Origin of the sequence: Streptomyces sp. NPDC006372, from assembly GCF_040612515.1 — a bacterium.
Lineage (GTDB): Bacteria > Actinomycetota > Actinomycetes > Streptomycetales > Streptomycetaceae > Streptomyces.
In genome coordinates, this window is sequence record NZ_JBEXQJ010000002.1 from 375,209 (window position 1) to 389,745 (window position 14,537).

Genomic DNA, 14,537 nt, shown 5'->3' on the forward strand with positions numbered 1-14,537 from the left:
CCGGAGCGTCCGGCGGGGTGGTGGCAGATCTTCCCGCAAGCCCGCCGAAAACCCAGTTCAGCAGTCGAACCGGTCACAATCCCGGTGGCGCAACATTCCCGCAACACTACTTTTCCTATCGGATAGGTATGGTCCGATCCATGCCTACCGACCGCATCCGGGACCACGCCGGCCAGGGAGCGGCGACCACCGTCGCCGCCCACCGCGCGCGGCGCCGGCTGCGCGCCGACCGGGCACGGCAACTGGCCGACCTGTTGCGACGCCAGCTGCTCGCCGACGCCTTCCCCGGCGGCACCCTCCCCCACGAGTCGACCCTCGCGACCGACTACGGCGCCAGCCGCAACACGGTCCGCGAGGCGCTCGACCTGCTGCGGGCCGAGGGTCTCGTCGAACGCCAGCCCGGCGTCGGCACCGTGGTCGTGGCCCACAAGTACCCGCACGGCCTCGACCGTCTGATGGGCCTCGCGGAAACCCTCCGCGAGCACGGCCGGGTCACCAACGAGGTCCGCACCATGGGCCCCGCCCCGGCACCCGCGCCCGTCGCCGAGCGGCTCCACCTCGCGCCCGGCACCGACGTCCTCTACATCGAACGGCTGCGCCGCCTGAACGGCCTGCCCCTGTCCCTCGACCTCACCTACGTCCCCCTCGACATCGGCACCGGACTGCTCGGCGCCGACCTCGAGAACACCGACGTCTTCCGCCTCCTGGAAGCCGTCACCGGCCAGCGTCTCGGCCACGCCGAGATCACCCTGGAAGCGGTCAGCGCGGACACCCACTCGGCCGCCGTGCTGGAGGCCCCGCGCGGCGCCGCCGTCCTCATGCTGGAACGCCTCACCCACCTCGCGGACGGCCGCCCGGTCGACCTGGAGTTCATCCGCTTCCGCGGCGACCGCATCACCATGAGCGGCCTGCTGCACCGGAACCGGTAACCACCCCGCTCGCGCACTCTCCCGGAGACATCCATGCCCTTGGCGCCCCAGCGGGCCGACGTGCCCGTGACCATCGACGAGTCGAAGTGCATCGACGGCTGCACGCTCTGCGTGGACATGTGCCCGCTGGACTCCCTCGCCATCGACGAGCGCAACGGCAAGGCCTACATGCACGTCGACGAGTGCTGGTACTGCGGCCCGTGCGCGGCCCGCTGCCCCACCGGAGCCGTCACGGTCAACATGCCCTATCTGCTCCGGTGAGAGGCCCGAACCACCATGTCCCGAACCAGCTTGCCCCGAATCAGCATGTCCCGATCCAGCGCGCAACGCGCAGCGGTCGCGGTATCCGCCGTCGTCCTCCTGCTCCCGCTCAGCGCCTGCGGCGGTGACGCCGAGGCCGGCAGCGGCTCCACGGTCACCGTCACGGTCGGCTACCAGTCCCGGACGATCAACACCGTCACGGCGGGCACCCTGCTCCGCTCCCTCGGCTCCTTCGAGAAGCAGCTGAACTCCCTCCACGACGGCGTCCACTACAAGGTGAACTGGCAGGACTACGCCACCGGCGCGCCCATCACCGCCCAGATGACCGCCGGGAAGATCGACATCGGCTCGATGGGCGACTTCCCGCTGCTCATCAACGCGGCCCGCGGCAAGCAGCTGAACAGCCCCACCCGGCTGGTCTCGGTCACCGGCTACAACCTGCGCGGCGGCCTCAACACCATCGTCACCGCGCCGGACTCCAAGCTGACCTCCCTGAAGGACCTGAAGGGCAAGAAGGTCTCCACGAGCGTCGGCTCGGCCGCCGACGGCACCCTCGTGCGGGCCCTGCAGCGCGCCGGCATCGACCCGAACAACGGCATCGAGAAGCTCAACCAGCAACCCTCCGTGGGCGCCTCCGCCCTCGCGGCGGGCAGCGCGGACGCCCTGTCCCAGTTCGTCGCCTGGCCCGGCCTGCTCGCCTACCAGGACAAGGCGAAGGCGATCTACGACGGAGCCCGGCTGAACCTGCCGACCTTCCACGGCGTCACCGCCCGCGAGGACTTCGCGAAGGAGCGTCCGGCCGTGCTGGACGCGTTCCTGAAGGCCCAGGCGGAGGCGACCGACTACCTCAACGACCACCCGGTGGACGCCGCCGAGAAGGTCGCGAAGGCGACCGGCCTGCCCGCCGAGGTCGTCTACCTCTACAACGGCGCGCACGGCCTCGCCACCTTCGACCCGGCGATCAAGCCCCAGCTCGTCTCCGCCCTGAAGAAGGACGTGTCGATCCTCAAGGCGGCGAAGCTCACCGGCGACGTGGACGTCGACTCCTTCGTCGACGACCAGTACGTGAAGAAGGCCCTCGGAGCGACGGCGTACACCAAGCATCTCGCCACGAAGCCCGCCCCGGCCGCGAGCGAGGCCTGGCCCAAGGGCGCCTCGAAGACCGTCAGCTTCACATCCCCCTCCGAACTGCTGCGTTATGTCGCCGGGCACCGGGACGCCCTGCGCGCCGCCTACGTCCCCGACACCACCACCGGCACCCTCTGGTTCGCCGACAAGGCCGTGTGGGTGGCCGACGGCTCCAAGCTGCTGCCCTTCGTCGCACCCGACACCGCGCAGGCGTACGTCGCCGGGCACGGTGGGGCGCGGGTCGTCTCCTATGCCGACGCCCTGGAGCAGGCGTCGTGACGCGGTATGCGCTCCGGGTCCTCTCGCTGGTCGCCGCCCTCGGCCTGTGGCAGACGCTGACGAGCCTGCACGTCGACCTGTGGCTGCGCTTCTCGCAGTTCCCTACGGTCACCGACGTGGCCCGTGCCTTCGCCGCCCGGCTGTCCGGGCCGGACTACTGGACGGACCTCACCGACAGCCTCACCCGGATCCTCACCGGCTTCCTGCTGGCCGCTGTCCTGGGCGTGGCCACGGGCGTGCTCGTGGCCCGCTCGCGTCTCGCCGAGGACCTGCTCGGGCCGGTCCTGGAAGTGATCCGCCCCATCCCGGCCATCGCCCTGGTCCCCGTCGCGATCCTGCTGTTCCCCTCCAACGAACAGGGCATCGTCTTCATCACCTGCACCGCCGCCTTCTTCCCGGTCCTGGTCTCCACCCGGCACGCGGTGCGCGCCCTGACGCCCGTGTGGGAGGAGGCGGTGCGCACCATGGGCGGCGGCCGGTGGCGGATCCTCGGCTCGGTCGTCCTGCCGGGCGCGCTGCCCGGGGTGTTCGGCGGCCTGTCCGTCGGCATCGGCGTGTCCTGGATCTGTGTGATCTCCGCCGAGATGATCTCCGGCCAGTACGGGGTCGGCTACCGCACCTGGCAGGACTACACCGTCGTCGACTATCCCGGCGTGTTCGTCGGCATGGTCACCATCGGCGTCCTCGGCTGGCTCACCTCCACGGCCGTGGAGCTGCTGGGCCGCCGCCTCACCCGCTGGCTGCCCCGCACCGCGTACGTCCCCGGCGGCCGGCCGCCACGGCCCGCCCGGTCGGTGAAGCCGGCCCCGGCCGCCCCCGCCACGGCACCCGGCGCGGCCCGACCCGAGGAGGCACGCGATGAGCACCTCGTCTGACACCGCTGCGAACACCTCGTCCGAGGACGTCCGGAACACCACCTCCACGACCGGTGCCACCTTCACGACCGGTGTCACCGCGACGCCGGTGCGCGGCACCCGGCTCACCCTGTCGGGCGCCTCCCTCGGCCGCCCCGGCGCACCGGCTCTCGACCAGGTCGACCTGGACATCGCCCCCGGCGAGATCCTCACCGTCGTCGGCCCCTCCGGCTGCGGCAAGTCGACCCTGCTGCGCACCCTGGCCGGCCTGCTGTCGCCGCTCGCCGGCGAGATCGCCCAGGACGGACAGCCGCTGACCGGCCCCTCGGCCGACCGCGCCCTGGTCTTCCAGGAGGACGCCCTGCTCCCGTGGCGGGGCCTGCGGGCCAACGTCGAACTCCCCCTCGCCATCCGGGGCGTGTCCCGCGCCGAGCGCCGGGAACAGGCCCAGGCCTGGCTGGAGCGGGTCGGACTCGGCACGCAGGCACGGCAGTTGCCGCACCGGGTCTCCGGCGGGCAGCGCCAGCGGGTCCAGCTGGCCCGCGCCCTGGCCGGACGCCCGCGCGCCGTCCTGATGGACGAGCCGTTCGGCGCGCTCGACGCGCAGACCCGCGCGGGCATGCAGGACCTGCTGGTGGAGGTGCTCCAGGGCACCGGCGCCACCGTCGTCTTCGTCACCCACGACGTGGACGAGGCGCTGTTCCTCGGCGACCGCGTGGCCCTGCTCGGCGCGGGCGGCCTCGTCGCCGTACGGGACATCCCCCGCCCGCGCGACCGCGGCGCGCGGGACGACTCGGCGCGCGTGGCCCTGCGGCGCGACGTCCTCACTTCGCTCGGTACGTGAAAGGCACCCCGGTGACCACCTCCGTGAACTCCCCTGCGGACACCCCCCTGGCCGTCCCGTCCCTCGCCGACGCCGAGGAACTGACCTGTGACGTTCTCGTCATCGGCGGCGGCACCGCCGGCACCATGGCGGCCCTGACCGCCGCCGAGCACGGCGCGAACGTGCTGCTGCTGGAGAAGGCCCACGTGCGTCACTCCGGCGCGCTCGCGATGGGCATGGACGGCGTGAACAACGCGGTCATCCCGGGCCGGGCCGAACCCGACGACTACGTCGCCGAGATCACCCGCGCCAACGACGGCATCGTCGACCAGTCCACCGTCCGGCAGACCGCCACCCGCGGCTTCGGCATGGTGCAGCGGCTGGAGTCGTACGGCGTGAAGTTCGAGAAGGACGAGCACGGCGACTACGCGGTCCGCCAGGTCCACCGCTCCGGCTCGTACGTCCTTCCGATGCCGGAGGGCAAGGACGTCAAGAAGGTCCTGTACCGGCAGCTGCGGCGGCGCGAGATGCGGGAGCGGATCCGCATCGAGAACCGGGTGATGCCGGTCCGCGTGCTCACGGCCGGAGGACAAGCTGTCGGGGCGGCGGGCTTCAACACCCGCACCGGACAGTTCGTCCAGGTCCGCGCGGGCGCGGTGATCCTCGCGACCGGCGCCTGCGGCCGACTGGGGCTGCCCGCCTCCGGCTACCTCTACGGCACCTACGAGAACCCCACCAACGCGGGCGACGGCTACGCCATGGCCTACCACGCCGGCGCCGAGCTCACCGGCATCGAGTGCTTCCAGATCAACCCGCTGATCAAGGACTACAACGGCCCGGCCTGCGCCTACGTCGCCAACCCCTTCGGCGGCTACCAGGTCAACCGGCACGGCGAACGCTTCGTCGACTCCGACTACTGGTCCGGCCAGATGATGGCCGAGTTCGCGGCCGAAGTGGCCTCCGACCGGGGCCCGGTCTACCTCAAGCTGAGCCACCTCCCCGAGGAGTCGGTCTCCGCCCTGGAGACGATCCTCCACTCCACCGAACGCCCGACCCGGGGCACCTTCCATTCCGGCCGCGGCCACGACTACCGCACCCACGACGTGGAGATGCACATCTCCGAGATCGGCCTGTGCGGCGGCCACTCCGCCTCCGGTGTCCGCGTGGACGACCACGCCCGTACGACCGTGCCCCGCCTGTACGCGGCCGGTGACCTGGCCTGCGTCCCGCACAACTACATGATCGGCGCGTTCGTCTTCGGCGACCTCGCGGGCGCCGACGCGTCCCAGTACCAGGCCTACGCGGGCGAGTTGCCGGCGGAGCAGCTGCGGGAGGCGCACGAGCTGATCTACCGTCCGCTGCGCAACCCGGAGGGCCCGCCGCAGCCTCAGGTCGAGTACAAGCTGCGCCGTTTCGTGAACGACTACGTGGCCCCGCCCAAGTCCGGTGCCCGGCTGTCGCTGGCCCTGGAGGCGTTCCAGCGGATGCACACCGACATCGCCGAGATGGGCGCCCGCACCGCGCACGAGCTGATGCGCTGCGCCGAGGTCACCTTCATCCGCGACTGCGCGGAGATGGCCGCGCGGTCCTCCCTGGCCCGCACGGAGTCCCGCTGGGGCCTCTACCACGACCGTCTCGACCATCCCGCTCGCGACGACGCGTCCTGGTTCCACCATCTCGATCTGCACAAGTCCCCCTCTGGTGCGATGGAGTTCACGGCCCGGCCCGTGGCTCCCTATCTCGTTCCGGTCGACGGCTTCGCCCCCGTCGGCGGCGCTCCCCGTCACCTCGGCGAGGTCCACGCCGAGGACGTGGCGACGGCGGGCTCGCGGGATCTGGCGCCGGTCGCGGCACAGGCCGGAGCGGCGGCGCCGGCAGCAGCGGCCGCAGGGGCGGAGGCTGCACAGCCCTCCGCTCCCGCGGGTGAGCGGTCCGCCGCCCGCCTCCTCGAACTCGTCGCCCTCGCCGACGAGGAGCCAGAACTCGATGCCCTTCGGCCCTACTTGACCGACCCCGAGCCCGCTGTCCGCCGCGAGGCGGTCGCCGTGCTCACCGAGACCCTGCCGCCGGGCACGGGCCCCGCCCTCGCCGCCGCCCTGCGTGACGCCGCCACCGAGGTGCGTGGCGCCGCGGCCGCGTCACTGCGCGAGCTGGTCGAGACGCTCCCGCCCGAGCCCGAGCTGCGCGACGGCCTCGCCGCCGCCCTGTCCGAACCCGACCCGGTGGTCCGCGCCGCCGCGCTGGACGTCCTGCGTGCCCTGCGCCTCGGAGACGCCGGCCTGTTCGCGGACGCCCTGGCCGACTCCGACATCGCCGTCCGGATCGAGGCCGTGCGAGCACTGGTGTCGGTCGACGCCGCCGGCGAACTGGCCGGTGCGGCACCGGCCGACCCGTCCCGCGAGGTCCGGGTGGCGATCGCCAAGGGCCTGGCCACGGTGGGTGCCGACCGGCTGGCGGGTGACGCCCCGGCCGGCTCCGCCGCCGCTGCCGACCCGGTCGAAGTGGCCCTGGCGGCTCTCCTCGACGACCCCGACGCCCTGGTCCGCGCGGCGGCCTACGGTGCACTGGGCACGACCGGCTGCCCGGCGCCCCTCACCGCGCGGGCCGTGGCATCCCTGTCCGAGACGGCCTGGCAGGTGCGGGCGGGCGCCGCAACCGCGCTGTCCGTCGCCGATCCCGAGGTGGCCGTCCCCGCCCTCGCCAAGGCCCTCGCGGACACCAACGCCGACGTCCGCAAGGCCGCCGTCCTGGCCCTGACCCGGCACAGCGCCACCGAGGAGGCCCGCGCCGCCCTCGCCACGGCGACGACGGACTCCGACGCGGATGTCAGGGCGTACGCGGCACGAGCGCTGTGACGGTTGCTCCGGCGGGACCGGCGCGCGCGACCACCGCGCCGGCCCCGCCGGAGCCCGCCCTATATCCAGTCCGGCTCCGGCTCGGTGTCCGTCTCCGGCCAGTCGTCCGGCCCGCTCCGGCCGGGTGCGGCGGCCTGCTCCGCCCCCGGCCGGGCGCCCAGGGAGGCCAGCACCTCCAGCACACCCTCCCCGTACGTCGCGAGCTTCTTCTCGCCGATCCCGCTGATGCCGCCCAACTCGGCCACCGAAGCCGGCCACAAGGTGGCGATCTCCCGCAGAGTCGCGTCGTGGAAGATGACGTACGCCGGGACGCCCTGCTCGCGAGCCTGCTCCGCCCGCCAGGCGCGCAGTGCCTCGAACGCGGGCAGCAGCTCCTCGGGCAGCTCGGGGGCGGCCGCCTTGCCCTTGCGCTCGCCCCGCCCCGAGCCGGAAGCCGACGAGGCCGCCGACCGGGAGCTCACCGGCTTCTTCGGCTCCTTGCGCAGCGGCACCTCGCGCTCCCGCCGCAGCACCGTCCCGCTGGCCTCGGTCAGCACCAGCGTGCCGTACTCGCCCTCCACCGCGAGCAGCCCCTGGGCCAGCAACTGCCGGATGACGCCCCGCCACTCGCCTTCGCTCAGGTCCTCGCCGATGCCGAACACCGACAGCTGATCGTGGTCGAACTGGATCACCTTGCCGGTCCGCTTGCCCAGCAGGATGTCGACGATCTGCACGGCGCCGAACTTCTGCCCGCGCTCCCGCTGGAGCCGCACCACCGTCGACAGCACCTTCTGCGCCGCGATGGTGCCGTCCCAGGTCTCCGGCGGGGTCAGGCAGGTGTCGCAGTTGCCGCAGCCGACCGGGTCGGGGTCCTGGCCGAAGTAGGCGAGGAGCTGGCCCCTGCGGCACTGGACCGTCTCGCACAGCGCCAGCATCGAGTCCAGATGGGCCTGGGCCCGCCGCCGGAAGGCCTCGTCGCCCTCGCCGGACTGGATCAGCTTCCGCTGCTGTATGACGTCGTTCAGCCCGTAGGCCATCCAGGCCGTCGACGGCAGCCCGTCACGGCCCGCCCGGCCCGTCTCCTGGTAGTAGCCCTCGACCGACTTCGGCAGATCGAGGTGCGCGACGAAACGCACGTCCGGCTTGTCGATGCCCATCCCGAAGGCGATGGTCGCCACCACGACCAGGCCGTCCTCCCGCAGGAAGCGGGACTGGTGGGCCGCGCGGGTGCCCGCGTCCAGACCGGCGTGGTAGGGCACCGCCTCCACGCCGTTGCGGCTGAGGAACTCGGCGGTCTTCTCGACCGAGTTGCGCGACAGGCAGTAGACGATGCCCGCGTCGCCCGCGTGCTCCTCGCGCAGGAAGCTCAGCAGCTGCTTCTTCGGGTCCGCCTTCGGCACGATCCGGTACTGGATGTTGGGCCGGTCGAAGCTCGCCACGAAATGCCGGGCCGACGGCATGTTCAGCCGCTCGGTGATCTCCTGGTGCGTGGCGCGCGTGGCTGTCGCCGTCAGCGCGATCCGCGGCACGTCGGGCCAGCGCTCGCCCAGCAGCGACAGGGACAGGTAGTCGGGCCGGAAGTCGTGACCCCACTGGGAGACGCAGTGCGCCTCGTCGATCGCGAAGAGGGAGATCTTTCCGCGGGAGAGCAGATCGAGCGTGCTCTCCAGCCGCAACCGCTCCGGCGCCAGGTACAGCAGGTCCAGCTCGCCGGCGAGGAACTCGGCCTCCACCACCCGCCGCTCGTCGAAGTCCTGCGTGGAGTTCACGAACCCGGCCCGCACGCCCAGCGCCCGCAGCGCGTCCACCTGGTCCTGCATCAGGGCGATGAGCGGGGAGACGACGATTCCCGTACCAGGTCTGACCAGGGAGGGGATCTGGTAGCACAGTGACTTGCCGCCACCGGTCGGCATGAGCACGACGGCGTCGCCGCCCGCCACCACATGCTCGATGACGGCTTCCTGCTCACCGCGGAAGGCCTCGTACCCGAAGACCCGGTCCAGCGCGGCGAGCGCCTCGCTCTGCGTCACTGACATCTCGGCGATACCGCCTGTCCCACCCATCGTCGTGCCCCCCGTACGTCGTCCCTCGACCACTGTGTCCACGATAGGGGGCACCGCCGACAGCCCCCGGAGTTATCCACAGGCTGGGCGAGCGCCGGCCCGGAAAACCGGCGGCCCGGCTCCCCCGAAGGGAAGCCGGGCCGCGGCCTCACAGCCGTGCGGCGTCAGCGGACGAAGACCCCCGCCTGCCCCGCGAGGTCGAGGAAGTACTGCGGTGCCACACCTAGCACCAGCGTGACCACCACACCCAGCCCGATCGCCGTCATCGTCAGGGGCGACGGCACGGCCACCGTCGGGCCCTCCGGTCGCGGCTCGCTGAAGAACATCAGCACGATGACGCGGATGTAGAAGAACGCCGCGATCGCCGAGGAGATCACACCGATCACGACCAGCGGGGCGGCCCCGCCCTCCGCCGCCGCCTTGAACACGGCGAACTTCCCGGCGAAGCCGGAGGTCAGCGGAATGCCCGCGAAGGCCAGCAGGAAAACGGCGAACACCGCCGCCACCAGCGGGGACCTGCGCCCGAGCCCCGCCCAGTTGGACAGGTGCGTCGCCTCACCGCCCGCGTCCCGTACGAGGGTGACCACCGCGAAGGCGCCGATCGTCACGAACGAGTAGGCGGCGAGGTAGAACAGCACCGACGAGACACCGTCCGGCGTGGTCGCGATGACACCCGCGAGGATGAACCCGGCGTGCGCGATCGACGAGTACGCCAGCAGCCGCTTGATGTCGGTCTGCGTGATGGCGACGATCGCACCGCCCAGCATGGTGACGATCGCCACGGCCCACATCACCGGCCGCCAGTCCCAGCGCAGACCGGGCAGGACGACGTAGAGCAGCCGCAGCAGGGCGCCGAACGCCGCCACCTTCGTCGCCGCCGCCATGAATCCGGTCACCGGCGTCGGCGCGCCCTGGTAGACGTCCGGCGTCCACATGTGGAACGGCACCGCGCCCACCTTGAACAGCAGGCCCATCACCAGCAGCGCGGCCCCGATCAGCAGCAGCGCGTCGTTGCCCATGGTGCCGGCGAGCGCCGGGTTGACGTCCTGGACCGTGCCGTCGACGACCTGGGCGATCGTCGCGTACGACATCGAGCCCGCGTAGCCGTACAGCATCGCGATGCCGAACAGGGTGAACGCGGAGGCGAACGCGCCGAGCAGGAAGTACTTGACCGCCGCCTCCTGCGACATCAGCCGCTTGCGGCGGGCCAGCGCGCACAGCAGGTACAGCGGGAGCGAGAGGACCTCGAGCGCCACGAACAGCGTCAGCAGGTCGTTGGCCGCCGGGAAGATCAGCATGCCGGCGACGGCGAACAGCAGCAGCGGGAACACCTCGGTGGTGGTGAAACCGGCCTTGACGGCCGCCTTCTCGCTGTCGCTGCCCGGCACGGAGGCGGCCTGCGCGGCGAAGGAGTCGACCCGGTTGCCGTGCGCCTCCGGGTCGAGGCGCCGCTCGGCGAAGGTGAACAGGCCGACCAGGGCCGCCAGGAGGATGGTGCCCTGGAGGAAGAGGGCGGGTCCGTCGACGGCGATGGCGCCCATCGCCGCGATGCGCGCCTTGGTCGTGCCGTAGCCGTCCGCCGCGAGCGCGACGACCGCTGCGAAGGCGGCGGCGAGCGCGACGACGGACACGAACATCTGGACGTAGTAGCGCGATTTACGCGGTACGAACGCCTCGATCAGGATGCCGAGGATCGCCGCACCGACGACGATCAGCGTGGGCGCCAACTGTCCGTACTCGAACTTCGGCGCGTCGATCTTGGTGATCGGGTCGGCCGCGGTTGTCCACAGGCTGTGGACGGCTGATGCGCTCACTTGGCCGCCTCCACCTCGGGCTGGGGGTCCTTCTTGTGTACGTCGGACATGGTCTGCTGGACCGCCGGGTCGATGATCTGCGTGATGGGCTTCGGGTAGACGCCCAGGAAGATCAGCAGGACGACCAGCGGTGCGACCACCACGAGCTCCCGCACCCTGAGGTCCGGCATCTTGGCGACCGCCGGTTTCACCGGGCCCGTCATCGTCCGCTGGTAGAGGACGAGGGTGTAGAGGGCGGCCAGGACGATGCCGAAGGTGGCGATGATCCCGATCACCGGGTAGCGCGTGAAGGTGCCGACCAGGACCAGGAACTCACTCACGAACGGCGCCAGTCCCGGCAGGGAGAGGGTCGCGAGGCCGCCGATCAGGAACGTGCCGGCGAGCACCGGGGCGACCTTCTGCACGCCGCCGTAGTCGGCGATGAGCCGCGAGCCGCGCCGGGAGATCAGGAAGCCCGCCACCAGCATCAGCGCGGCCGTGGAGATGCCGTGGTTGACCATGTAGAGCGTCGCCCCGGACTGGCCCTGGCTGGTCATCGCGAAGATGCCCATGATGATGAAGCCGAAGTGGGAGATCGACGCGTAGGCCACCAGCCGCTTGATGTCGCGCTGGCCGACCGCGAGCAGCGCCCCGTAGATGATGCTGATCAGGGCGAGGACGAGGATCGCAGGCGTCGCCCACTTGCTGGCCTCCGGGAACAGCTGGAGGCAGAAGCGGAGCATCGCGAAGGTGCCGACCTTGTCGACGACCGCCGTGATGAGCACGGCGACCGGGGCGGTGGACTCCTGCATGGCGTTGGGCAGCCAGGTGTGCAGCGGCCACAGCGGCGCCTTCACCGCGAAGGCGAAGAAGAAGCCGAGGAACAGCCAGCGTTCGGTGCTGGTCGCCATGTCGAGCGAGCCGCTGGCACGGGCCGCGGCGATCTCCGTGAGCGAGAAGCTCCCGGCGACGACGTACAGGCCGATCACCGCGGCCAGCATGATCAGACCGCCGACCAGGTTGTAGAGGAGGAACTTCACGGCCGCGTACGACCGTTGCGTCGCCGCCGCCTTCTCGCCGTGCTCGTGGGCACGGTCCCCGAAGCCGCCGATGAGGAAGTACATCGGGATCAGCATGGCTTCGAAGAAGATGTAGAAGAGGAAGACGTCGGTGGCCTCGAAGGAGATGATCACCATCGCCTCGACGGCGAGGATCAGGGCGAAGAAGCCCTGCGTCGGCCGCCACCTGGTGCTGCCCGTCTCAAGGGGATCGGCGTCGTGCCAGCCGGCGAGGATGATGAACGGGATGAGCAGCGCCGTGAGCGCGATGAGCGCCACGCCGATGCCGTCCACCCCGAGTTCGTAGCGGACGCCGAAGTCCGCGATCCAGGCGTGGGACTCGGTGAGCTGGTAGCGGTCGCCGTCCGGGTCGAAGCGGACCAGGACGGTGATCGCCAGGACGAGCGTGGCGAGTGAGAAGAGCAGCGCCAGCCACTTGGCGGCGGTGCGCTTGGCGGCCGGTACGGCGGCCGTGGCGATCGCCCCGACGGCCGGGAGCGCCGCTGTCGCTGTCAGCAGAGGAAAGGACATCGGTATCAGACCGCCCTCATCAGCAGGGTCGCGGCGACGATGAGGGCCGCACCCCCGAACATCGAGACCGCGTAGGAGCGGGCGAAGCCGTTCTGCAGCCTGCGCATCCGCCCGGAGAGGCCGCCGACCGAGGCCGCCGTGCCGTTGACGACGCCGTCGACCAGGGTGTGGTCGACGTAGACCAGGGACCGCGTCAGGTGCTCGCCGCCGCGGACCAGGACGACGTGGTTGAAGTCGTCCTGGAGCAGGTCGCGCCGGGCGGCCCGGGTGAGCAGCGAGCCGCGCGGGGCGACGGCCGGGACCGGGCGGCGGCCGTACTGGGCCCAGGCGATGGCGACGCCGATGACCATGCACACGACGGTCGCGCCGGTGACCACGCCCGCGCTGATCGGCGAGTCGCCGTGGCTGTGCCCGGTGATGGGCTCCAGCCAGTGCACGAAACGGTCGCCGATGCTGAAGAACGCGCCGCCGAACACCGATCCGATGGCCAGCACGATCATCGGGATCGTCATGATCTTGGGCGACTCGTGCGGGTGCGGCGGGGTGTACTCGCCGCGGGTCTCGGCGGCGGGCTCCACGTCGGGCCGGTCCGGGGACGGGGTCGGGGCGTTGCGCCAGCGCTCCTCGCCGAAGAACGTCATCAGCATCACGCGCGTCATGTAGTACGCCGTGATGGCCGCGCCGAGCAGGGCGCAGGCCCCGAGGATCCAGCCCTCGGTGCCGCCCTTGGCGAACGCCGACTCGATGATCTTGTCCTTGGAGAAGAAGCCGGACAGACCCGGGAAGCCGATGATGGCCAGGTAGCCGAGGCCGAAGGTGACGAAGGTGATCGGCATGTACTTCCGGAGACCGCCGTACCTCCTCATGTCCACCTCGTCGTTCATGCCGTGCATGACCGAACCGGCGCCGAGGAACAGCCCGGCCTTGAAGAAGCCGTGCGTCACCAGGTGCATGATCGCGAAGACGTAGCCGATGGGGCCGAGACCCGCGGCCAGCACCATGTAGCCGATCTGCGACATGGTCGAGCCGGCCAGCGCCTTCTTGATGTCGTCCTTCGCGCAACCGACGATCGCACCGAAGAGGAGCGTGACCGCGCCGACGATCGTGACGACCAGCTGCGCGTCGGGGGCACCGTTGAAGACGGCCGCGGAGCGGACGATCAGGTAGACACCCGCCGTCACCATGGTCGCGGCGTGGATCAGGGCCGAGACCGGGGTCGGGCCCTCCATCGCGTCCCCGAGCCAGGACTGCAGCGGCACCTGGGCGGACTTGCCGCAGGCGGCGAGCAGCAGCATCAGTGCGATGGCGGTCAGCTTGTCCTCACCGGCGGCACCGGCGAGCCCGGCCTCCGTGTGGGTGCCGAGCACCGGCCCGAAGGCGAAGGTGCCGAACCACAGGAACATCAGCATGATCGCGATGGACAGGCCCATGTCGCCGACGCGGTTGACCAGGAAGGCCTTCTTCGCGGCCGTGGCGGCGCTGGGCTTGTGCTGCCAGAAGCCGATCAGCAGGTAGGAGGCGAGACCGACGCCCTCCCAGCCGACGTACAGCAGCAGGTAGTTGTCGGCGAGGACGAGCAGCAGCATCGCCGCGAGGAACAGGTTCAGGTAGCCGAAGAAGCGGCGGCGCCGCTCGTCGTGCTCCATGTACCCGACGGAGTAGAGGTGGATCAGCGATCCGACGCCCGTGATCAGCAGGACGAACGTCATGGACAGCTGGTCGAGCTGGAAGGCGACGTCCGCCTGGAAGCCCTCCACCGGGACCCAGCTGAACAGGTGCTGGCTCATCTCACGGTGCTCGGCGCTCTTGCCCAGCATGTCGGTGAAGAGCACGACGCCGAGGACGAAGGAGACGGCCGCGAACAGCGTGCCGACCCAGTGACCCACGGCGTCCAGGCGGCGTCCGCCGCACAACAGGACCGCCGCTCCGAGCAGGGGCGCCGCCACCAGCAGCGCAATCAGGTTCTCCACGATTCTCCCGACCC

Annotated in this window: 10 protein-coding genes; 6 read left to right on the top strand and 4 right to left on the bottom strand. The window is 71.3% G+C overall.

Annotated elements, in window-relative coordinates; genetic code table 11:
- The first annotated feature begins 140 nt into the window (after window positions 1–140).
- Genes ABZ016_RS06180 through ABZ016_RS06205 form a run of 6 tightly spaced genes read left to right on the top strand, consistent with a single transcriptional unit; the run spans window position 141 to window position 7,129 of the window.
- Window positions 141–929, top strand: coding sequence for a GntR family transcriptional regulator (locus ABZ016_RS06180; protein WP_356915335.1), 789 nt, complete (start codon window positions 141–143; stop codon window positions 927–929).
- A 33-nt stretch (window positions 930–962) separates the two neighbouring features.
- Complete coding sequence (locus ABZ016_RS06185) at window positions 963–1,190, top strand: ferredoxin family protein (RefSeq protein WP_003992261.1); 228 nt, start codon at window positions 963–965, stop codon at window positions 1,188–1,190.
- A gap of 45 nt (window positions 1,191–1,235) precedes the next feature.
- On the top strand, window positions 1,236–2,597 hold the full coding sequence (locus tag ABZ016_RS06190) for an ABC transporter substrate-binding protein (protein ID WP_356915336.1): 1,362 nt from the start codon (window positions 1,236–1,238) through the stop codon (window positions 2,595–2,597).
- Window positions 2,594–3,472: an ABC transporter permease gene (locus tag ABZ016_RS06195; RefSeq protein ID WP_356915337.1), complete on the top strand. Its 879-nt coding sequence runs from the start codon at window positions 2,594–2,596 to the stop codon at window positions 3,470–3,472. The genes ABZ016_RS06190 and ABZ016_RS06195 overlap by 4 nt, the downstream gene beginning before the upstream one ends.
- Window positions 3,456–4,295, top strand: coding sequence for an ABC transporter ATP-binding protein (locus ABZ016_RS06200; protein WP_356915338.1), 840 nt, complete (start codon window positions 3,456–3,458; stop codon window positions 4,293–4,295). Before ABZ016_RS06195 ends, ABZ016_RS06200 begins: the two co-directional genes overlap by 17 nt.
- 23 nt (window positions 4,296–4,318) lie before the next feature.
- Window positions 4,319–7,129: a fumarate reductase/succinate dehydrogenase flavoprotein subunit gene (locus tag ABZ016_RS06205; RefSeq protein ID WP_356915507.1), complete on the top strand. Its 2,811-nt coding sequence runs from the start codon at window positions 4,319–4,321 to the stop codon at window positions 7,127–7,129.
- Window positions 7,130–7,188: 59 nt separating this feature from the next.
- Here ABZ016_RS06205 and recQ read toward each other — a convergent pair whose 3' ends face one another.
- The 4 genes from recQ to nuoL form a co-directional block, all read right to left on the bottom strand.
- Window positions 7,189–9,171, bottom strand: coding sequence for a DNA helicase RecQ (recQ, locus tag ABZ016_RS06210; protein WP_356915339.1), 1,983 nt, complete (start codon window positions 9,169–9,171; stop codon window positions 7,189–7,191).
- 164 nt (window positions 9,172–9,335) lie between these two features.
- Entirely contained in the window at window positions 9,336–10,985 is a 1,650-nt protein-coding gene (nuoN, locus tag ABZ016_RS06215) for an NADH-quinone oxidoreductase subunit NuoN (RefSeq protein WP_356915340.1), read from the bottom strand.
- Window positions 10,982–12,553 (bottom strand): NADH-quinone oxidoreductase subunit M, encoded by a 1,572-nt coding sequence (locus ABZ016_RS06220; RefSeq protein WP_356915341.1) that lies wholly within the window; start codon window positions 12,551–12,553, stop codon window positions 10,982–10,984. The genes nuoN and ABZ016_RS06220 overlap by 4 nt, the downstream gene beginning before the upstream one ends.
- Before the next feature lie 5 nt (window positions 12,554–12,558).
- On the bottom strand, window positions 12,559–14,523 hold the full coding sequence (gene nuoL / locus ABZ016_RS06225; protein WP_356915342.1) for an NADH-quinone oxidoreductase subunit L: 1,965 nt from the start codon (window positions 14,521–14,523) through the stop codon (window positions 12,559–12,561).
- Window positions 14,524–14,537: the final 14 nt, after the last annotated feature.